The organism is Streptomyces sp. PU-14G (assembly GCF_041028275.1).
Classification (GTDB): Bacteria; Actinomycetota; Actinomycetes; order Streptomycetales; family Streptomycetaceae; genus Streptomyces.
This window is the reverse complement of sequence record NZ_JASKYT010000029.1, coordinates 1-19,979: the sequence shown is the minus strand read 5'-3', so window position 1 is coordinate 19,979 and position 19,979 is coordinate 1. Positions and strand designations below refer to the sequence as shown.

Below are 19,979 nucleotides of genomic sequence, written 5' to 3'. Positions count from 1 at the left end.
TCAACATTTTCTGCGGCACTGTGGTGACGTGAAATCCGACCGCCTGCTGTCCGTCCTGCTGCTCCTCCAGACGCGTGGCCGCGTGCCGGCCGACCAGTTGGCAGCGGAGCTGGAGGTCTCCCCGCGCACCATCTACCGCGACGTGGAGGCGCTCTCGGCAGCCGGAGTGCCGGTGTACGCGGAACGGGGGCGGCACGGTGGCATCCGACTGCTGCCCGGGTACCGCACGGACGTCACCGGTCTGACCGGTGACGAGGCCCGCGCACTGTTCGTCCTCGCCGCACAGGACGCGCACGCGGCCCTCGGACTCGACAGCGCGCTGGTCTCCGCGCTCCGCAAAGTGATGGCCGCGCTCCCCGCCCCGCACCGCCCGGCGGCCGAACTGACCAGCCGCCGCATCCTGGTGGACCCCGACCGGTGGCTGAGCGGGCCCCGCGCGGACATCGATCTCGACGCGCTGCACAACGCCGTCTTCGCCGACCGCAGGCTGCGCATCCGCTACCGGCACGGGGGCGAGCGGAAGCTGCGCACGTACACCGTCGATCCCTACGGCCTCGTCAGCAAGGCGGGCGTCTGGTATCTGGTCGCGGACCGGCGGCGCTCCCCGGCGCTCTTCCGCGTGGACCGGATGGCCTCGGCCAAGGTGCTCCCGGAGCCGGTGCGGCGCCGGCCCGGTGTCGAGCTCGCCGATGTCTGGCAGCCGCTGCGCCGCCGCGTGGAGGAGCGGCCCATGCCGGTGCGGGTGACGGCACGGGTGCACAGGACGCGCTTCGACATGTTCACCCGCATCGTCGGTCCGGTGCTGGTCGCCGTTCCCGAACCGCCGGACTCCGGTGCGCAGGGAGAGGACGAGTGGGTGACCGTCCGCCTTGCCTTTCCCGTCCTGGCCGCCGTCAGCCAACTCCTCCAGTTCGGGCCCTGGCTGGAGGTTCTCGACCCGCCCGAGGCCCGCGCGGAGCTGGCCCGCCGGGCCCGGGAGATCACGCGGCTGTACGCCGGCGGAGACGGTGCCGTACCGGGCCACGGCGCCGCCACGGACGACGACGCGGACGGAGGCTGACGGCGGGGACGGAGGCTGACGGCGCGGGCAGAGGCTGACGACGTTGCCGGAGGCTACGGCGTCGCCGAATGAACCTCCTCACGTGCCCGCGCGGGCGCCTCCTGCGAAGCCCGCTCCGGCTCCGCCGCCCCCGACTCCGACCCCGCTCCCAGCCCCGGCTCCCCTCCCGGCGCGTGCGCCGTCGCCGCGCGCCCGCGCACGAACAGCAGCACCGCCACGCCCGCGACGAGCGCCGCGACACCGCAGACCACGAAGACACGGTCGAGCCCGGCCGCGAACGCCTCCCGGACGAGCCCCAGCGGCACCCCCGCCTCCCGGGCACGGCCGCTCCCGGCGGCCTCGGCAGCCGCACGCGGTACCCCGAGGCCGGTCAGCACCTCGCGTATCCGGGTGGCGAACAAGGTGCCGAGCACGGCGACCCCCAGCGCGTAGCCCAACTGCCGGAAGGTGTTCACGGCGCCGCTCGCCAGCCCCGCCCGCTCGGGCGGCACGGCGCTGAGCGCGGCGGCGATCAGCACGGTGAGCGCGAGCCCGACGCCGACGCCGATGAGCAGGCACCCGGGCAGCAGCGCCGTCCAGGACGAGCCGGGCGCCACCAGCGTCTGCGCCAGCACACCGACGCCGATCACGAGCACGCCGACACCCAGGGGGTACTGCGGGCGCATCCGCTGCAGCCGTCCACCGAACAGGGCGGCGACGAGGAAGGAGACCACCGACATCGGCAGCAGGGCGAGGCCCGCGTCCAACGGGCTCATGCCCAGCACCGACTGGGCCCACAGCGCGCTGTAGACGAAGTGTGCGAACGCGGCGGCCTGGGTCAGCAGCGCCGCCCCCATGAGCACGGTGAACGATCTGTTCCGCAGCAGCGACAGGTCCAGCAGCGGCGCCGCGGCCCGGCTCCCGGGCGCCTTGGCGGCGCCCAGTACGCGCTCCACCAGCGCGAACCCCACGGCGGCGAGACCGGCGGTGACCAGGGAGGCCACCGTCAGCCGGTCGCCCCAGCCCGCGTCGCCGCCCCGCACCAGCCCGTACGTCAGCGTGCCCACGCTCACGGTGAACAGCGCGGCACCCGCCCAGTCCACGCGCGCCCGTGCGCCCCGCGCGGGACGGGAGGCGGGCACCGTGCGGTAGGTGATCCACAGGGCCAGCGCCGTCAGCGGTACGTTGACGAAGAAGATCGCGCGCCAGTCGACGTACTCGGTCAGCACGCCGCCGAGCGCGAGCCCGCATCCGGCGGCGGCGCCGTTGACCGCGCCCCACACGCCGAACGCGATGCCGCGTGCCCGCCCGTGGTACGTGGCGGTGATCAGCGGCGCGTTCGCCGCGAAGACCGCCGCCGCGCCGACGCCCTGCACGGCGCGTGCCGCGATCAGCCAGCCGGCGTCGGGGGCGAGTCCGCAGGCCAGCGAGGCGAGCGCGAAGACCACCAGGCCTCCGGTGAACACCCGCCGCCTGCCGTGCAGGTCGGCCAGCGAGCCGGCGGCCAGCAGCAGCGCGGCCAGCGCGACCGCGTAGACGTCCACCACCCACTGCAGGGAGGTGAACGAGGCGTCCAGTGCCGTCGCCATCCTCGGCAGCGCCGTGTTCACGATCGTCACATCGATCAGCAGCATGAAGCCGCCCAGCGACAGGGCGACCAGCGGCCACCAGCTCGGGCCGCTTCCCGTGTTTTTCCTCATGCCACAAGGCTCGGAGAAACCGGCTGCCAGACCGAGCCGGCGGGCGCCAGGCGGTGGATTCCGACATGGACTACCGTCCTTGTGGTGCGAACCGACACCGCTGCCTCCCGTACACCCCCGCCGCTGGACGAGCTCGACCGGCAGCTCGGACACGCCCTCCAGCTCGACGGGCGGGTGGCGTTCTCCCGTATCGCCGAGGTCCTGGGCGTCTCGGATCAGACGATCGCCCGCCGCTGGGCCAAGCTGCGCGGCGGACGCGCCATGCGCGTCCTGGGCCTGACGGAACCCGCTGCGCTCGGGGAGACCGTCTGGATGGTGCGGGTCTCGACCACTCCCGACGCGGCCGTGCCGCTCGCGGAGGCGCTCGCGCGCCGGACGGACACCTCGTGGGTGGGGCTGATGGCGGGCGGCACCGAGGTCAGCGCGGTCGCGCGCTCCAGCGGCGACTGGGCGCGGGAGGGCGGCGGTGAGGCGCTGCTGCTGCGCGAGCTGCCGCGCACCCCGCGCGTGCTGGGGGTCAGCGCCTACTGCCAGCTGCACCAGTTCTTCGGCGGCGCCGAGGGGCTGATCCTCAAGTCGGGGACGCTCTCCCCCGAGCAGGTGGCGGCGCTCTCCCCGCCGCCGCCCCGGCTGCCCGACGAACCGGTGAGGCTGTCCGCCGACGACCACAAGCTGCTCACCTGCCTGGCGCGCGACGGTCGCGCTCCCGTGCCGGAGCTCACCGCCGCGACGGGCTGGTCGCCGTCCACCGTGCGGCGCCGCATGGCGGAGCTGCGGGCGAGCGGGGTGCTCTACTTCGACCTCGACTACGGCCCTTACCTGTTCGACAAGGGGCTGCGGGCCACCATCTGGCTGTCGGTGCCGCCCGCCCGGCTGCACGCCGTCGGGCAGGCGGTGGCCGCCCACCCGCAGGTGGCGTTCGCGTGCGCCACCACGGGGGCTGCGAACCTGTTCCTGACCGTCGTGTGCGAGAACTCGGCGGCCCTGTACGCGTATCTGACAGGACCGCTCTCGCAACTGCCGGGGGTGAGCGGCCTGGAGACGTATCCGGTGGTCCGCAGCCTCAAGGGCCCGGGGCCGTTCTGGCAGGGCCCCCTCAGGGGCCAGTAGACGCCCGACCGGCCCGGCGGCACCGCCCGTGGGGGCGGTCAGCCGCGGAGCGGCCTCTCCTGCGAGGACGAGGACAGCAGCCGTTCCAGCACCAGGGCGATACCGTCCTCGTCGTTGGCGGCGGTCACCTCGTCGGCGACGGCCAGCAACTCCTCGTGGGCGTTGGCCATGGCGACACCGTGCCCGGCCCAGGCGAACATCGGCAGGTCGTTGGGCATGTCGCCGAACGCGATGGTCTCGGCCGCACGGACCTTCAGGCGGCGGGCCGCCAGCGCCAGCCCCTTGGCCTTGCTCAGCCCCAGCGGCAGCAGCTCCACGATGCCCTCGCCGGCCATCACCACGCCCACCAGGTCGCCGACGGCGGTGCGCGCCGCCTTGGCGAGCCCGTCGTCGTCGAGCTGGTCGTGCTGGATGTAGAGCTTGTTGAGGGGCTGCTGCCAGATCGTCTCCCGGTCCTCGAAGGGGACGTAGGGCAGCGGCCCGTCGTGCACGCGGTAGCCGGGCCCGGCCAGCACCTGCCCGTCGAGACCGTCGCAGGAGGCGGCCACCGCGACGGTGCCGATCTCCTTCTCCAGCAGGTCCAGCGCCTGCCGGCCGACCCGGCGGTCGAGCGTGACGGAGGTCAGCAGCTTGCCCGCGCCCGCGTCGTAGACCTGCGAGCCCTGCGCGCACACCGCCAGGCCCCGGTAGTCCAGATCCGCCAGTATCCGCTTCGTACACGGCACGGCACGCCCGGTCACCACGATGTGCGCCGCACCCCGACCGGCGGCGGCGTCCAGCGCGGCCCGGGTGCGCGCGGAGATGGTGTCGTCGGAGCGCAGGAGCGTGCCGTCGAGGTCGGTGGCGATCAGCCGGTAGGGGAACGGGGGTGCGGGGACGGGCGCGCCGGTGGCGTGGGCGTCCGCGGCGTTGGGGCCTGCGGTGTCGGCGTCTGCGGCGTTGGGGCCTGCGGCGGTGCTCACTTGGCGATCGGCTCCAGCGCCTCACGCCCGCCCAGGTAGGGGCGCAGCACCGGCGGCACCCACACCGAGCCGTCCTCCTGCTGGTGGTTCTCCAGCAGCGCGACGATCGTGCGCGGCACGGCGCACAGGGTGCCGTTCAGCGTGGCCAGCGGCTGCACGTGTTTGCCGTCCCGCATGCGGACCGACAGGCGCCGCGACTGGAACTGGGTGCAGTCCGAGGTGGAGGTCAGCTCGCGGTACTTGCCCTGGGTGGGGATCCACGCCTCGCAGTCGTACTTGCGCGCCGCCGAGGAGCCCAGGTCGCCGGTGGCCACGTCGATCACCTGGAACGGCAGCTCCAGGGACGACAGCCACTGCTTCTCCCACTCCAGCAGCCTGCGGTGCTCGGCCTGCGAGTCCTCGGGGTCGACGTAGGAGAACATCTCCACCTTGTCGAACTGGTGGACGCGGAAGATGCCCCGGGTGTCCTTGCCGTACGAGCCGGCCTCCCGCCGGAAACACGGGGAGAAGGCGGCGTAGCGCAGCGGCAGCCGGTTCGCCTCGATGATCTCGTCCATGTGATACCCGGCCAGGGCCACCTCGGAGGTGCCGACGAGGTAGAGCTCGTCCCTCTCCAGCTGGTAGACGTCCTGGGCGGCCTGGCCGAGGAACCCGGTGCCGTCCATGGCCTGCGGCTTGACCAGCGCGGGCGTGAGCATCGGCGTGAAGCCCGCCTCGGTCGCCTGGGCGATGGCCGCGTTGACCAGCGCCAGCTCCAGGAGGGCACCGACGCCGGTGAGGAAGTAGAAGCGGGAGCCCGACACCTTGGCGCCGCGCTCGACATCGATGGCGCCGAGCCGCTGGCCCAGCTCCAGGTGGTCCTTCGGCTCGAAGCCCTCCGCGCCGAAGTCGCGGGGGGTGCCGAGGGTCTCCAGGACGGTGAAGTCCTCCTCGCCGCCCACCGGAACGTCCGGGTGCACCAGGTTGCTCATCCGGCGCAGCAGCTCCTGCGCCTCGGCGGCGGCCTCGTCCTTCTCGGCGTCGGCGGCCTTGACCGCGCTCGACAGCTCGCCGGTGCGGCGCAGCAGCTCCGCCTTCTCCTCGCCCTCGGCCTTGGGGATGAGCTTGCCGAGCTGCTTCTGCTCGGCGCGGAGCTCGTCGAAGCGGACGCTGGAGGACCTGCGCCGCTCGTCGGCGGAGAGCACCGCGTCGACGAGGTCGACGTCCTCTCCACGGGCACGCTGCGAGGCGCGCGCACGGTCGGGGTCCTCACGGAGCAGGCGAAGGTCAATCACCCCGCCAGGGTACCGGTGACCTCCGACGGCGCTCGATCCGAAATCCCTTTGCGTGTAATTTGTCCGAATTGGCGGTTTTGCGGGATGTTCCTTGCGCACCCCTCCCGGAATTCCGCGCCTCTTCGGGAAGGGGGTGCCGCAGGAGGCGACTGCGGGGCCGGGCGGGGCAGTTGGGCGCCTCCTCCACCGGGTTTATCCACAGCGGTCTCCGGCGCGAGCCACTTTTCCACAGGCGGGGAAGTGGTGCTGTGGAAATGGAAGAGATCCGTTCCGGCGTCAGCTCGGTCCTCCGGGAATTCCCGCCGTAAACCCGAAATTCCCACTCTTTTGAGGGGGATCAGCTCACACCGAAGGGTTCATCGAGGGAATTGTGCTGACGAGGCGGGTGGTGGCGGCTGTGGATGGCGATGCGGTATCCATGCCGTTTTGTCGACAGAGTCCTTTTCGTCTGTCGACTTGTACACAGGTCGGCACCCGCCCCTGTGGATAACTTCGCCCCGGCTGTGTACAGCGCCGCCCGGACCTCAGTCCCGTCCGTCCAGGCACCGCGTCAGCCAGTCCGCCGCCGCCACGAAGTCCTCGTCCGCCATGCCAGGGCGCAGCGTCGGCGGCTGCTCGTCGGCGCGCGGATACGAACCCAGGAAGCGCACCGCACGGCACGAGCGCTTGAGACCCATGAGCACGTCTCCCACCCGACGGTCCTCCACGTGCCCCTCGCAGTCCACCGAGAAGCAGTACTGCCCGATGCCCTCACCCGTCGGCCGCGACTCGATCCGCATCATGTTCACCCCGCGCGAGGCGTACTCGTGCATGACCTCCAGCAGCGCACCCGGCTGGTCCCCCTGCAGCCAGAACACGACCGACGTCTTGTCGGCACCCGTCGGCGCCGCGGGGCGCGCGGGGCGCCCCAGCAGCACGAACCGCGTAGTCGCGTTCTCCGCGTCGTGGACGTCGGTGACCAGCGGCTCAAGGCCGTACCTCGCCGCCGCGAACTCGCCCGCGAACGCCGCGTCGTACCGGCCCTCCTGCACCAGACGGGCGCCGTCCGCGTTGGAGGCCGCCGACTCCCACACGGCGTCCGGCAGATGCGCGGCGAGCCAGTTGCGCACCTGCGGCTGGGCGACCGGGTGCCCCGTCACCGTCTTGACCGCCTCCAGCGTCGTCCCCGGCCGCACCAGCAGCGCGAACGCGATCGGCAGCAGCACCTCGCGGTAGATCATCAGCCTGCCCCCGCCCGCCAGCTCGTCCAGCGTGGCGGTCACCCCGCCCTCCACCGAGTTCTCGATCGGCACGAACGCCGCCTGCGCCTCCCCGTTCCGCACGGCGTCCAGCGCCGCGGGAACCGACACCATCGGGGTGAGCTGACGGGTGGCGGCCTCGGGGAGCGTGTGCAGCGCGGCTTCGGTGAACGTGCCCTCGGGACCGAGGTAGGTGTAGCGGCTCGCAGATGACATGCCGCCACGGTAGTCCCGCCGGACACCCGGCGAGTGCCGGTCTCAGCCCTCGAGCAGCCGCTGGCCCACGTACTCACCCTCCGCCGGGCCGCCAGGAACGGCGAACAGCCCGCTCGCCTCGTGCCGCAGGAAGTCCGAGAGCGCGTCCCCCCGGTCGAGCTTGCGCTGCACGGGTACGAAGCCGCGCAACGGGTCCGCCTGCCAGGCCAGGAACAGCAGCCCGGCATCCGGTGCGCCGTCGTCCCGGAAGCCGTCGTGGAAGGAGAAGGGGCGGCGCAGCATCGCCGAGCCCCCGTTCGTCTTTGGCGCCGCGACACGGACGTGCGCGTCGGCGGCGATCACCGGCAGCCCGTCCTTGCCGCGCTTGTCGAGGTCAGGGGCGGTGTGCTCGTGCCCGCCCGACAGCGGCGCGCCGTCGGACTTGCGCCGCCCGATGACCCGCTCCTGCTCGCTGAGCGCGCGCTCGTCCCAGCGGTCGAGCAGCATCCTGATGCGCCGCTGCACCACGAACGAGCCCCCCGCCATCCAGGGCGGCTCCCCCGCGGACGGCACGAAGACGCGCTCGGCGAAGTCCTCGTCCGAGGGCCGCGGATTGTTGCTGCCGTCGACCTGGCCCATCAGATTGCGCACCGTACGCGGGCGGTCCGTGGCCCCGGGGGAGCGGTTGAAACCCGACATCTGCCAGCGCACCCGCGCCACCCCCGCCGCCTCCCGCTGGAGCGCCCGCAGCGCGTGGAAGGCGACCAGCGCGTCGTCCGCACCGATCTGCACCCACAGATCGCCGTCGGAGCGCTTCTTGTCCAGCGCGTCGGCGGAGAAGTCCGGCAGGGGAGCCAGCTGCCGCGGTAGCTGGTCCTTCATACCCGTACGGGTGAAGAACGTGCGGCCGAACCCGAACGTCACCGTCAGCGACGAGGGGCCCGCGTCCAGCGCGATCCCGGTGTCCCGCTCACCGTCCCGCGGCGGCTCGCCGGCCATCATCCGCCGCGCCGCGTCCGACCAGCGCCGCAGCAGCGCCGCCGCCTGCCTGCGCCCGGCGTCCGCCACGAGGTCGAACGCCACCAGATGGCCGTGCGCCTGCGCCGGTGTCACGATGCCCGCCTGGTGCGTGCCGTGGAACTCCACCCCGGTGGAGCCCAGGGACGTCAGCGCCGTGGGCGGCTCGTCCTGCGCCGCCGCGTGCCCCCAGGCGCCGCCCGCGGCACCCAGCACCAGCCCGCCCGCGCCCGCGGCGGAGGCGGTGCCCAGCAACCGCCGCCGCGACAGCGACGCACCGGTACCGTCCGCGCCGGTGCCGCGCGCTTCCGTGCCCGTGCCGTGCGCTTCCGTGCCGCGCGCGCCCGGGCCGTCCGCCCCCGGGCCGTTCGACCCCGTGCCGTGCGCGGCAGCGCCGTCCGCCGTGGTCGGGCGCGCCGCGGTGCGGTTCGTCCCCCGGCCGGACGCCTCGGGGCGGCGGCCGTTCGCCGCGCGCTCCGTCCGCGCCCGGGTGTCGCCCGGCCGGGCCCCGGGCACGCCGCCCCGCTTGCCGCCGCGCGCGCCGCCCTTCCGGCCCGAGCGGTTCTTGCCGCCCGGGCGGCCGGGACGGCCGGAACCGTTCGGGCTGCCCGAGCCTTCCGCGCTGCCCGTGCCTCCCGCGCTGCCGGGTCCGCCGGTGTTGCCCGCGTCATCCGTGCTGCCGGGTCCGCCCGAGCCTTCCGTGCTGTCGGTGGTGCTCATGTCGCCTGTGCCGCCGTCACTGCTCTCGTCGCCTGTGCTGTGGGTGCTGCTCGCGGTGTCCCGCTTCCCGGACGCCGTCCTCCCGTGGCGGTCGCGTTCCTCCCCGCCGGGGGTCGGGGCGGTGGCTCCGTCCGTGGTGCGGTCCGCGGGCTCGTGGTCGCTGTGCGTGCTCATGGTGTCGTTCGGTTCCGGCTCAGCCGATGGTGGCGGTCTTGTAGGTGGTGACCTGGTCGATGTCCGAGGTGCGGACGGTGACCGCGAGCTTCCATTTTCCGGCCATGGGGAGCCGGACGTCCGTCGCCTTCCAGCGGCCCTTCTCCCCCGCGACCGGTTTCAGGGTGACAGGCAGCGGACCGAGATCCTTCGCGGGGAGGGTGAAGGTGACCTTCACCTCCGGTGCGTCGAGCGGCCGGCCGCTGGGGGTGGCGGTGCGCACCTGGAGGGTGTTGCGGCCGCGGGCGCCCGGGTCGAGCTCCAGCGTGGCGGTGCCCTTGCCGCCGGGGCCGCCGGTGTCGAACGGCACCTTCGCCTCCACGGGACCGGCGGAGGCGCTCGTCCCCGTGTCCCCCGCGGCGCGCGCCTGCGCCTCGGTGCGGCCCGGCTCGGTGTTGGTCAGGATCGTGGTGACGGCCAGCAGGACGACGGCGATGGAGGCCTCCGTCAGCACCGAGCGGCGCAGCCCGCTGCGCTGCGGGTCGGCTTCGCGCTTCTTGCGCTGCTGCGCGGCGGTGGCGGCGTCACGCTGCCGTGCGAGCTGCGCCGCGCGTACGGGGTCGTCCGGACGGCCGTCGGAAGAGGCGCCGCCGGAAGAAGAGGCGCCGGAGGAGGCGCTGTCCGAAGAAGTGCCGTTGGGCTTCGCAGCGGCGCCGCCGGAAGAAGCGGCGCCGCCGGAAGAGGCGCCGCCGGAAGAGGCGCCGCCGGAAGAGGCGCTGTCGGCAGGGAGGCTGTCGGCAGGGGAGCTGGCGGACGGAGCGGCGGCGCGGCGGACCGTCGGCGGTTCAGGAGAGCGCCTGCGGGGAAGCGCCGCTGTCCGGACGGTGGCGTCCGTCCGGCCGCTCCCCGCACGGCCGTTTTCTTCCTCCGTCGGGACCTCCGTCAACCTGGCTGTCCACCGGCGGGAGAACCAGCCGATTCCCACCAGCACGGCCACCAGGGCGACCTTCACCAGCAGCAGCTGTCCGTACGACGTCCCCGTCAGTGCGCCGAAGGTCCCCACCTGGCGCCACGACTGGTACAGCCCCGTCACGGCGAGCACGGTGACACAGGTGAGGGCGACCGCGGAGAAGCGCCGTACCGTCGTGCCGGAGGGCGACGGCCCCCAGCGCAGCAGACAGAAGAGCGCGGCCAGTCCGCCCAGCCACAGGGCGACGGCCAGCAGGTGCAGGATGTCCACCGGCATGGCGAGCGACGTCTGGATGCCGGTGGAGGCGTGTTCGGCCATCGCCCAGGTCGCGGCGAGCCCGGCCGCGACGACGGTGCCGCCGATGGCGAGCCCGTACAGCAGGTCGCGCCGCTCCCTGGCGGCGGGCTCGCCGTCCCGTCCCGCCGCGTCGGCAGCGCCCCCCACGCCGGCCGGCTCTTCCTGGTGGCGCCGCGCGTACGCCCCGAAGAGCACCGAGACGAACAGGGCCGCCGCCGCCAGCAGCAGCAGCCGGGACACCAGGGCCGCGCCCGGTTTGGTGGCGACCACGTCCTTGAGCCCGCCCAGGTCGAGGACGTCGGCGAGCCTGCCCGAGCCGGTGTAGGGGGTGCGCAGCAGCAACAGGGCCAGTGTCGCGGCGGTCAGGGTGACCCATCCGGCGACGGTCAGCCGCTGTACCGCCCGTGAGGTTGCGGCGCGCGGGGCGCACAGCATGACGAAGCCCGCCCCGCCGACCAGCAGCACGAAGCCCGCGTAGGCGGCGTAACGGCCGATGCCGTAGAGCGTTCCCACGGCGCCGCCACCGGTGTTCTCGTCCTGCTGGGGGACGGCCGCGCTGGTTGCGGACGGTTTCCCGACGGAGAAGGTGAACGCGCCCGAGACGGGGTGGCTGTCGGCGGAGACGGCCTGCCAGGCGACCGTGTAGGTGCCCTTGGCGAGCGCGGACTTGAGCGACACGGCGCGCTGCGTCTTCCCGCCGGTGCCGGTGTCGCGGATCGCCCCGGTGTCGGCCCGCTTGCCGTGCGGATCGAGGACGCGGATCGAGTCGTCGGACATGGCCACGCCCTCGGAGAAGTCGAGCGTGACCTGCCGGGGCGCGTCGCGTACCACCGAGCCGTCCGCCGGGTTGCTGCCGGTCAGCGCCGCGTGTGCCGCGGCGGGCCCCGCGGTGGCCAGGATGCCCAGCAGTGCCAGACCACCGGTCAGCAGGGCCATCACGAGGGCCTTCCACGCCCCGCGGGACGACGGCATGGCCGTCCGGGCACGTGAGGGCGCCACGGCCGTCCGCGCCCGCGGCGGCGCCACGGCCGTCCGGGCGCGGGACGGCGCCGGGGCCGTCGCGGCGCGGAGCGGCGTCGGAAGGCCGGCCCGGCGGGGAGGCCGGTCGGCCGCGGCGGCGGGCGGAGGGGGCTCGGTGGTGTACGGCACGCCTGCGAACCTCACTTCTCGGGTGTGTAGTTCGTCGCCTCGACGGGGGCCTTGACCGTGACGGAGCCGGACTCGGCGAAGTGCAGGACGAAGGTGACCGTCTGGCCCTTGACCGGCTTGTGCTTGAGATCCATGAGCATCAGATGGTTGCCGCCGCGCGCCAGTTTCAGGGTGCCGTGTGCGGGGACGGGCAGGGACTCGACCTGCTGCATCTGCTGCTTGACGGTCTCGTGCATCTCGACCTCACCCGCCACGTCACTGGAGACGGAGGTGAGCTTGTCGGCCTTGCCGCCGCTGTTGCGCACGGTCAGGAAGCCGCCGGCCATCTTGTCGGTGGGCGGCTGCGGCACGTACGCGCCGCTGACCTTCAACTGGGGCGGCCCCGCCGCCTCGGCGCTCCCGTCCTTGTCGCCGGACGACGAGGACGACGAGGACGACGAGCAGGCACCCAGGGCGAGTACGCAGGCGGCGCCGAGTGCGGTGGCGGTGAGCGAGCGGCGGGCCGCGGCGCCGAGGGGGCGAGGGGTCACGGGTTCTCCCCCTTGATGATCTTGGGCAGTTCCTTGTCGAGGATCTTCGGGTCGGTGTTGCCCTCGGTGTAGAGGACGTGCGCCTTGTCGTCCTTGGGGGAGAAGGCGAGCACCTGGGCGCCGTGGGTGGAGACGATGTCGCCGTTCTTCTTCTTGTACGACGGCTCGACGCTCACGCCCAGGCTGCGGGCGCCCGCCTGGATGGAGTCGAAGTCACCGGTCAGCCCGATGAACGACGGGTCCTGGCCGCGCAGCCACTTCCCGAGCTCCTTGGGGGTGTCCCGCTTCGGGTCGGTGGTGACGAAGACGACCCGCAGCTTCTTCTGCTTCTCCTTGGACAGCTTCGACTTGGCCACCGCGATGTTGCTCATCGTCAGCGGGCAGACGTCCGGGCAGTTGGTGTAGCCGAAGTAGAGGAGCGTGGGGTGGCCCTTGGTCTCCTCGATGAAGTCGTACTTCTCGCCGTGGGTGTCGGTGAGCGTCAGATCGGGTTTGTCGAAGGGCTGGTCGAGGACCGTGCCGCCCTTCTCCTGCTTCTCGACGGAGGCCGGCTTGTCGGCGGCCTTGCCGCCTCTGCCGTCGTCGGTTCCGCAGCCGGTCAGGGCGAGGGCGGCGGCTGCGACAAGGGCGGCTGCCGCCGGGACCGTTCTGGTAGTGCGCATGGTGAGGATCCGCTTCGTACTGGTTCGGGGTCGGTGTCGGGTTGGGGGAGGGGATGGGACGTGGGCCGTGCCCGCGGGTGGTGGGGCCCCCACCACCCGGCGGGACCGGGACCGTGGGATCAGGAGGTGCGGCGGCGGCCCGCCAGGACGCCGAAGGCGATACCGGCGACGCCCACGACGATGCCCACCACACCCAGGACGCGTGCGGTGGTGTCGGAGTCGTCACCGGAGCCGGTGTCCGTGCCGGAGGAGGCCGCCGTCTGCTCGGTGGCCTTGCCGTCGCCGGAGGCGGACCCTGCGGCCTTCCCGTCCTCCTCGGCGGCGGCGAGCTTCAGCACCGGCGCCGGGTGCTCGGGCTCGGGCGCGCCCTTCTGCGGCTCCTCGATCCACCGTACGACGTCGTCATCGTCGTAGGTCTGGAGGGCCTTGAAGACGAGCTGATCCCCGTCCTCGGGGAGTTGGCCCATGGAGACCGGGAACTGCTGGAACTCGCCCGGCTTGACCTTGCCGCCGCTCCAGGTGACCTTCGAGACGGCCTCGGTGATCTTCTCGCCGTGGGTCTCGATCGGCTTGTCCAGCTTCTTCTTGTCGACCTTGATGTCCCAGCCGGGCACCGGCTGCGGCATCACCGAGGCCAGCGGGTGGTCGGTCGGGAAGGTGACCTCCAGCTTCACGGTGGAGGCGTCGTCCTTCTCGTTGGGGACCTTGAAGTCGACGGTGCTGTAACCGCCCTTGGGGGCCTCCTGCGGGTCGACGCTGACGTGTGCCGAGGCGGGTCCGGCGACCAGCACGACGGTGCCGGCGGCGAGCGCGCCGACGGTCACGGCACGGCGATTGGCGATCTTCATGAATCTGCTCCTGAAGGACAGGACGGGTGACGGGCAGCATGCGTGCGGACGCGCGCGGGCGTGCGGTACGGCCCGCACGGCGCGGCTGCCGGACCACGCGCCCCTCACTCGCACGACACTCCGACCGAGTACGGCGCCCAGGTGTCGCGTACGTCGCCCAGGCGCCGAGTACGGCGCTGAGACTGCGTACGTCGCCCAGGTGTCGCGTACGGCGCTGAGGCAGGCCGCCGGCGCTCAGGCCGCGCATGTCGCTCAGGTAGCGCACGGCTTGGTCGCCGCAGTAGCGCCGATGGGTGGGGTGGAGGGGCGCGGGCGGTCGTCGTCCGTGTGCGGGCTGTCAGGCCGCGAGCGCGAAGGCGTCCGCCGGGCGTGCGGGCGGGCCCCGCCGGTGGACGGTGTGGTCGAGCGTGACGGAGCGGGGCGCCCGCTCGTCACGCGGCCGGGACAAGACGGACCGTACCGGTGTGCCCGGCAGCAGCCCGGCGTGCAGCGCCCGTACGTACGCCAGAGCCCGGCGCAGGGCCAGTGCGGCCACCAGTTCGTCGGCCGCCGCGGCGGCGTCGGCCGACAGCCGCACCAGCCGCCACAGCGCCGCCTCGCCGCGCCGCAGCAGCCAGCCGAGCAACAGTCCGGCGCACAGGTGGCCGAGCAGCATCGGGGCGTCGAACATGCCGACGGCGGCGCGCGCCGCGTCCCGCAGGCAGTCGAGCGGGGTGTCGGGGAAAGGCACCGAGGAGGCCGCGTGCGCGGCGTGGTGCGCCGAGTGCCCGGCCGAGCCGCTGCCCGCCGCGGCGGAGGCGGCGGCGTCCGGGTCGAGCCCCGCGCGGGAGACGATCCGGCGCGCGTCGGCTTCGCTCATGCCCGCTCCGCTGTGGTTGCACAGCAGTTTCCCGGCCAGCGCCCGTACCCCGCCCGGACCGCCGGAGGAGCCCGGTTGCGTGCCGCTCGCGGTCTGTGCGGAGCCCCCGGCGCCCATCGACCCGAAGGAGAAGAGCACGTGCAGGGCGAACTGGCCCAGCGTGAGGAGCCCGGCGATGCCCGGCAGCGAGCGCTCCCGTCCGGCGAGAGCCACGGCGAGCGCGAACACGCAGCCGAAGCCCAGCGCGAGGGGGCCCAGCGGGACCATCGTGCCCGCGGCGAGGATGTGACCGGCAGCGGACACGGTGACACAGGCCGCGGCGAACACCGCGGCCCGCAGCAGTCTCAGGTCCGCTCCGGCAGTCATGGCGGCGCCATCATCTCACCGTGCCCGCTTTCGGTATACGGCAGGTACAGGCCGGATGTACGGCACAGGTACGAGCCCGGATGTGCGGCAGGTACGGGCCGTGTGGACGGGCGGGGCGGCCGGCGCGGACGGTCGAGGTGGCCGAGGTGGCCGGTGCGGACGGCCGAGGTGGCCGGCGCGGACGGTCGGTACAGTCCGCGCTTCCGCCGTACGGGGGTCATCGCGACGCGCCCGAGTAGTGCTCGGACGCGCAGGCAATAGGTAACCCGTGTGTCGAGCCGCATGGAGGGTGAGCATGAGCAGCCTGTGGTGGTCTCTCCGGCTACGGCGCGAAGCCGCCAGTGTGCCGCTCGCGCGGCACCTTCTGCTGAGCTCCATGGAAGCGGCCGGAGTGGACCCCGACGTGGCCTACGACATGTCCCTCGCACTGTCCGAGGCGTGCGCGAACGCCGTCGAGCACGGCAGCGCGGCCGGTGATCTGGCGGGTGCCTACCGCGTCTCGGCCTATCTGGAGGGTGACCGCTGCCGCATCGAGGTGGCCGACGCGGGGCCCGGTTTTCCCGCCGGGTACGACCCGGCACGGTGCGGGAACGAGGCGGAGAGCGGACGCGGCCTCCACCTGATCGAGTGCCTCGCCGACCACGTGCGGTTCTGCAACCGGCCGGGGCAGGGCGGCGCGGTCGTCAGCTTCGACAAGGTACTGGCCCGCCGCGACGGAGCCCTGCTGCCCGCCTTCTGAGTGGCCGGTTCCCGAGGTGGGCTCGGCGCGTGCCGGCTCACGCGCTCGGCTCCACCCGATCGTTCTCGGCGGCGTCGGACTCGGGTGCGGCGCGGAAGTTGCGGTAGCGCAGCAGCAGCATCGCCGCGTCGTCGTTGAGGGGGGAGCGCACGTGTTCCTCGATGTCCTGGTGGACGGCCTCCAGCGCCCCCTCGGGGTCGGGGTCCTTGAGCAGGTGGGCGCGCTGGTCGAGGGGGTAGAAGTGGTTGTCGGCGTTCCGGGCCTCGGTGACGCCGTCGGTGTACAGCAGCAGCTGGTCGCCGGGTGCGAAGGGCACCTGGTGCGGGAACGGCGGTTCGCTGCCGTGCAGCCCCAGGCCCAGCGGCAGGCACCGGCGGGGCGGCTCGGCGAAGTGGACGCTGCCGTCGTGGCGGACCGCGAGCGGCGCCGGGTGACCGAAGTTGAGCAGCGTCGCCGTCCGGGGGCGCTCGCTGTGCTCCACCTCGACCAGTACCGCCGTCACGAACTTCTCGCCCAGCAGGTGCCGGTCCAGCGCCCGCTCCAGGCGCTCCCCCACCGCGGGCAGGTCGGACTCGTCGTAGGCGGCCTCCCGGAAGGCGCCGAGCACGACGGCCGCGGTCTCCACGGCCTCCAGGCCCTTGCCCTGGACGTCCCCGATGATGACGCGCACGCCGTGCGGCGAGGTGACCACCTCGTACAGGTCGCCGCCGATCCGGGCCTCGGCGACGGCCGACGTGTAGGAGACGGCGACGCGCAGCCGCCCGGCGCTGCGCGGCACCGGGCGCAGCAGCACCCGCTGGGCGGCCTCCGCGATGGAGCGCACGTTGGCCAGTTCGGCCTCCCGCCGCTGCCGCATCGCGGTGGCGACCAGCGCCGCCACCGACACGCCCGCGACGGAGATCAGCGTGGCGTTGCCGCGCCGCTCCCCGAACTGGTCGTTGTAGAGGCTCAGCGCGACGGTCAGCACCAGCGCCAGCGCGCCGACAGCGGCCGTGCGCCGTTTGCCGCCGGTGAGCCCGGCGAACGCGGGGCCGAGCGCCATCATCGGCTGGAGCCCGATCCCGGGCCCGCCCGTCATGTCGGCGGCACCGACGACGGCCATGGCGAGGAAGGGAAACGCGGACAGCATTCCGGTCCTCATCCGGGAGACCAAAGCGCGCTCTCTTCCTTGTCGGTGACAGGCCACTGTCGGTGCGGTCCACTCGCCGGTGCGGACCCCTCGCCGGTGTGGGCCACCTGTCGGTGGCCACCCATCGGGGTGTACCCGTCGGGTGCCGGGGTCGCTCGCCGGGCGCCGGGCCGCTCGCCGGTGACGGGCTCAGCGGGCGCGTTGTCGTCGCTCGTGTCTCCTGACCTCGCCGCTGTGCTCGGATTTTAGGACTTCGACGGCCGTTACGACCTGAGTTCCGCCATCCAGCTCTCCACCGCGGAGCTGCTGCGGGGCAGCGCGGCGGACAGGTTGCGGTTGCCGTCCTCGGTGACCAGGATGTCGTCCTCGATGCGCACGCCGATGCCGCGGTACTCCTCGGGCACCGTCTCGTCGTTCGCCTGGAAGTACAGACCCGGCTCGACGGTCAGGCACATGCCGGGCTCGAGCGTGCCGTCGGCGTAGGTCTCGCGCCGGGCGACCGCGCAGTCGTGCACGTCCATGCCGAGCATGTGCCCGGTGCCGTGCAGCGTCCAGCGCCGCTGGAGGCCCAGCTCCAGCACCCGCTCCACCGGGCCCTCGACCAGGCCCCACTCGACCAGCTTGGCGGCCAGCACCCGCTGCGCCGCGTGGTGGAAGTCCACGTACTTGGCGCCCGGCTTGACGGCGGCGATGCCCGCCTCCTGCGCCTCGTACACGGCGTCGTAGATCTTCCGCTGGAGGTCGGTGAAGCGGCCGTCGATCGGCAGGGTGCGGGTCACGTCGGCGGTGTAGAGGGTGTGGGTCTCCACTCCGGCGTCGAGCAGCAGCAGCTCGCCCGAGCGCACGGGGCCGTCGTTGCGCATCCAGTGCAGCGTGGTGGCGTGCGGGCCCGCGGCGCAGATCGAGCCGTAGCCGACGTCGTTGCCCTCCACGCGCGCACGCAGGAAGAACGTTCCCTCGATGTAGCGCTCGGAGGTGGCCTGCGCCTTGTCGAGCACGCGGACGACGTCCTCGAAACCGCGCACGGTCGAGTCGACAGCCTTCTGCAGCTCGCCGACCTCGAACGCGTCCTTGACCACGCGCATCTCGGACAGGAAGCCGCGCAGCTCCTCGTCCCGCTCGGCGGTCACCTTGTCCGCCAGCGCCGCCTCGACGCCGGCGTCGTACCCCCGCACGGCGCGGACCGGGCCGGTCGCCTGGCGCAGCACGTCGGTGACGGTGCGTACGTCGGCACACGGCAGGCCGTAGAGCTTCTCGCTCTCGGTGAGGCTGTGCCGCCGGCCGACCCACAGCTCACCCTGGCCGTCCAGCCAGAACTCGCCGTTCTCCCGGTCGGAGCGCGGCAGGAGGTAGAGCGTGGCGGTGTGGCCGCGCGGACCGGCCGGCTCCAGCACGAGCACGCCGTCCTCGGTCAGGTCGCCGGTCAGGTAGGCGTACTCCACGGACGACCTGAAGGGGTACTCGGTGTCGTTGGAACGGGTCTTGAGATTGCCCGCGGGGACGACCAGCCGCTCGCCGGGGAACCGCGCCGACAGCCTCTCGCGCCGCTCGGCCAGCTCGGCGGCCTGCGCGATGGGCGCCAGGTCGTGCCGCTCGGTGTCCGCCCAGCCGGTCTTCATGTTCTCGGCCAGCTCGTCGGAGACGCCCGTGTACAGGCCGTTCTTCCGCTGCTTGATCGGCTGCTCGTCAGCGGCGTCGTCTGCCACGTCTGCCTCCTCTTCGACGGATAAAACCACCTTCCATCGTATGGGTGGCGTCTGGCTGGTCCAGAGCCGTGCGGATGTGACCTTTCCCCGGGCGCGACGGCGGCTCGTGCGGTGCGCGCGGCCCCTCCGGGCAGAGCGACGGCCCGCGGGCGTGCGAGCGGCCTGCGGGCGTGCGAGTGCCGACGGGGAGGCGACGAGTCCAGTGAGGGCGTACGGCTCCGGGGGATGGCCGGGACCGTGCGAGGTGCGTACGGCTCGGCGGGACGGTGAGGCCTGCGCGGGCGCGCGGGTGTGCGGTGGCTCAGAAGCGGGCGGCCAGCAGGACGACGTCCTCGGGGTGGTCCGGCAGGTCGGCCAGGGGGCCGGGCAGGACGGTGCGCAGCACGTGGTCGACGAGCGCCTCGGGGTCCTCGCGCGTGGCGCGCGGTGCACCGGCGGCGGCCGACCGCAGCCGCGCGAAGGCGCGGTCCATGGACTGGCCCGTGCGGTGCAGCAGCCCGTCGGTGTAGCACAGGAGTGTTTCGCCCTCGCCCAGCACGACCTCGGCGCTGGGCGCCTCCCAGCAGGCCAGCATCCCCAGCGGTGCCGAGACCGCCGTCTCCACCGGTTCGACGCGGCGGGGGCCCACGATCACAGGCGCGCAGTGCCCCGCCCCGGCGAGCAGCACCTTGCGCGCTGCCGGCTCGGCGTACGCGAACAGGGCTGTCGCCGAGGCGGCCGGCTCGGTCAGCCGCAACAGCAGCTCCAGGTCGGACAGGACGGCGACCGGATCCTCGCCCTCCATCACCGCGTACGCGCGCAGGGAGGCGCGCAGCCGTCCCATCGCGGCCACCGCGGCGGGGCCGCTTCCGGTGACAGAGCCGACGGCCAGCCCCACGGCACGGTCGGGCAGCGCGAGCGCGTCGTACCAGTCGCCGCCGCCGGACGGGGTCGTACGGTGCCGCACCGCGAGGGTGACCCCGGGGAGGCGGGGCAGTGTGCTGGGCAGCAGCTCCGCTCCGAGGGCGGCCGATTCGTCGCGCGTACGGGCGAGTTCGCTCAGGTGGGCGCAGTGCTCGGTGGCGTGCCGCAGGTAGCCGCCCAGCAGCTCCCGCTGGCGCACGGTGGGCTCGCCGGGCTCGTCGTAGAGCCAGACGGCCGTACCGAGGCGGGCGCCCGACCCGGTGGTGAGCGCCACCGCGTAGGTGGCGGAGTAACCGAGGCGGGTGGCGACCTGCCGGTGGTGCGCGCTCAGGTCGGGGGCGGCGCCGATGTCGGGGCAGGCGACGCCGGGCTCCTGGTCCGCGTCGGGCGCTCCGGCAGGCAGGGAGGGGGCG

At 73.4% G+C, this 19,979-nt stretch carries 16 protein-coding genes; 3 read left to right on the top strand and 13 right to left on the bottom strand.

What is annotated here, in order from left to right:
* Positions 1-28 precede the first annotated feature (28 nt).
* On the top strand, positions 29-1,060 hold the full coding sequence (locus AB8Z75_RS05885; RefSeq protein ID WP_369200292.1) for a helix-turn-helix transcriptional regulator: 1,032 nt from the start codon (positions 29-31) through the stop codon (positions 1,058-1,060).
* A 53-nt stretch (positions 1,061-1,113) separates the two neighbouring features.
* Here AB8Z75_RS05885 and AB8Z75_RS05880 read toward each other — a convergent pair whose 3' ends face one another.
* Positions 1,114-2,739, bottom strand: coding sequence for an MFS transporter (locus tag AB8Z75_RS05880; protein ID WP_369200291.1), 1,626 nt, complete (start codon positions 2,737-2,739; stop codon positions 1,114-1,116).
* 84 nt (positions 2,740-2,823) lie between these two features.
* On the opposite strand from AB8Z75_RS05880, the gene AB8Z75_RS05875 reads away from it, so the two are divergent.
* Positions 2,824-3,849 carry an Lrp/AsnC family transcriptional regulator gene (locus tag AB8Z75_RS05875; protein ID WP_369200290.1) on the top strand — a complete coding sequence of 342 codons (1,026 nt, stop codon included), beginning with the start codon at positions 2,824-2,826 and terminating at the stop codon, positions 3,847-3,849.
* Positions 3,850-3,887: 38 nt separating this feature from the next.
* Here AB8Z75_RS05875 and AB8Z75_RS05870 read toward each other — a convergent pair whose 3' ends face one another.
* The 9 genes from AB8Z75_RS05870 to AB8Z75_RS05830 all read right to left on the bottom strand — a co-directional run bounded on the left by AB8Z75_RS05870 (position 3,888) and on the right by AB8Z75_RS05830 (position 15,089).
* Entirely contained in the window at positions 3,888-4,700 is an 813-nt protein-coding gene (locus AB8Z75_RS05870; protein ID WP_369200313.1) for an HAD family hydrolase, read from the bottom strand.
* Between the two features lie 107 nt (positions 4,701-4,807).
* The gene (serS, locus tag AB8Z75_RS05865) at positions 4,808-6,085 is read right to left on the bottom strand and encodes a serine--tRNA ligase (RefSeq protein ID WP_369200289.1); all 1,278 of its coding nucleotides are present in this window, start codon (positions 6,083-6,085) and stop codon (positions 4,808-4,810) included.
* 524 nt (positions 6,086-6,609) lie between these two features.
* Positions 6,610-7,539, bottom strand: coding sequence for a prephenate dehydratase (pheA, locus tag AB8Z75_RS05860; RefSeq protein ID WP_369200288.1), 930 nt, complete (start codon positions 7,537-7,539; stop codon positions 6,610-6,612).
* Between the two features lie 42 nt (positions 7,540-7,581).
* Positions 7,582-9,051: an iron uptake transporter deferrochelatase/peroxidase subunit gene (gene efeB / locus AB8Z75_RS05855; protein WP_369200312.1), complete on the bottom strand. Its 1,470-nt coding sequence runs from the start codon at positions 9,049-9,051 to the stop codon at positions 7,582-7,584.
* Between the two features lie 397 nt (positions 9,052-9,448).
* On the bottom strand, positions 9,449-11,647 hold the full coding sequence (locus AB8Z75_RS05850) for a copper resistance protein CopC (protein WP_369200287.1): 2,199 nt from the start codon (positions 11,645-11,647) through the stop codon (positions 9,449-9,451).
* Between the two features lie 188 nt (positions 11,648-11,835).
* Positions 11,836-12,354 (bottom strand): copper chaperone PCu(A)C, encoded by a 519-nt coding sequence (locus AB8Z75_RS05845; protein ID WP_369200286.1) that lies wholly within the window; start codon positions 12,352-12,354, stop codon positions 11,836-11,838.
* Positions 12,351-13,016 (bottom strand): SCO family protein, encoded by a 666-nt coding sequence (locus AB8Z75_RS05840; RefSeq protein WP_369200285.1) that lies wholly within the window; start codon positions 13,014-13,016, stop codon positions 12,351-12,353. The genes AB8Z75_RS05845 and AB8Z75_RS05840 overlap by 4 nt, the downstream gene beginning before the upstream one ends.
* 119 nt (positions 13,017-13,135) lie before the next feature.
* Positions 13,136-13,864 (bottom strand): YcnI family protein, encoded by a 729-nt coding sequence (locus tag AB8Z75_RS05835; protein ID WP_369200284.1) that lies wholly within the window; start codon positions 13,862-13,864, stop codon positions 13,136-13,138.
* A 337-nt stretch (positions 13,865-14,201) separates the two neighbouring features.
* Positions 14,202-15,089, bottom strand: a complete 888-nt coding sequence (locus tag AB8Z75_RS05830; RefSeq protein WP_369200283.1) for a hypothetical protein — start codon at positions 15,087-15,089, stop codon at positions 14,202-14,204.
* 295 nt (positions 15,090-15,384) lie between these two features.
* On the opposite strand from AB8Z75_RS05830, the gene AB8Z75_RS05825 reads away from it, so the two are divergent.
* Positions 15,385-15,828 carry an ATP-binding protein gene (locus AB8Z75_RS05825; RefSeq protein ID WP_369200282.1) on the top strand — a complete coding sequence of 148 codons (444 nt, stop codon included), beginning with the start codon at positions 15,385-15,387 and terminating at the stop codon, positions 15,826-15,828.
* Positions 15,829-15,865: 37 nt separating this feature from the next.
* Here AB8Z75_RS05825 and AB8Z75_RS05820 read toward each other — a convergent pair whose 3' ends face one another.
* The 3 genes from AB8Z75_RS05820 to AB8Z75_RS05810 form a co-directional block, all read right to left on the bottom strand.
* Positions 15,866-16,969 carry a PP2C family protein-serine/threonine phosphatase gene (locus AB8Z75_RS05820; protein ID WP_369200281.1) on the bottom strand — a complete coding sequence of 368 codons (1,104 nt, stop codon included), beginning with the start codon at positions 16,967-16,969 and terminating at the stop codon, positions 15,866-15,868.
* Positions 16,970-17,220: 251 nt separating this feature from the next.
* Positions 17,221-18,663 carry an aminopeptidase P family protein gene (locus AB8Z75_RS05815; protein WP_369200280.1) on the bottom strand — a complete coding sequence of 481 codons (1,443 nt, stop codon included), beginning with the start codon at positions 18,661-18,663 and terminating at the stop codon, positions 17,221-17,223.
* Positions 18,664-18,964: 301 nt separating this feature from the next.
* On the bottom strand, positions 18,965-19,979 hold a 1,015-nt coding region (locus AB8Z75_RS05810), incomplete at its 5' end, for a PP2C family protein-serine/threonine phosphatase (protein ID WP_369200279.1).

Coding starts and splice junctions, on each gene's coding strand:
- AB8Z75_RS05830 (WP_369200283.1), bottom strand. CDS start 15,089: ATGACTGCCGGAGCGGACCTGAGACTGCTGCGGGCCGCGGTGTTCGCC.
- AB8Z75_RS05825 (WP_369200282.1), top strand. CDS start 15,385: ATGAGCAGCCTGTGGTGGTCTCTCCGGCTACGGCGCGAAGCCGCCAGT.
- pheA (WP_369200288.1), bottom strand. CDS start 7,539: ATGTCATCTGCGAGCCGCTACACCTACCTCGGTCCCGAGGGCACGTTC.
- AB8Z75_RS05880 (WP_369200291.1), bottom strand. CDS start 2,739: ATGAGGAAAAACACGGGAAGCGGCCCGAGCTGGTGGCCGCTGGTCGCC.
- AB8Z75_RS05835 (WP_369200284.1), bottom strand. CDS start 13,864: ATGAAGATCGCCAATCGCCGTGCCGTGACCGTCGGCGCGCTCGCCGCC.
- AB8Z75_RS05840 (WP_369200285.1), bottom strand. CDS start 13,016: ATGCGCACTACCAGAACGGTCCCGGCGGCAGCCGCCCTTGTCGCAGCC.
- AB8Z75_RS05820 (WP_369200281.1), bottom strand. CDS start 16,969: ATGAGGACCGGAATGCTGTCCGCGTTTCCCTTCCTCGCCATGGCCGTC.
- AB8Z75_RS05850 (WP_369200287.1), bottom strand. CDS start 11,647: ATGCCGTCGTCCCGCGGGGCGTGGAAGGCCCTCGTGATGGCCCTGCTG.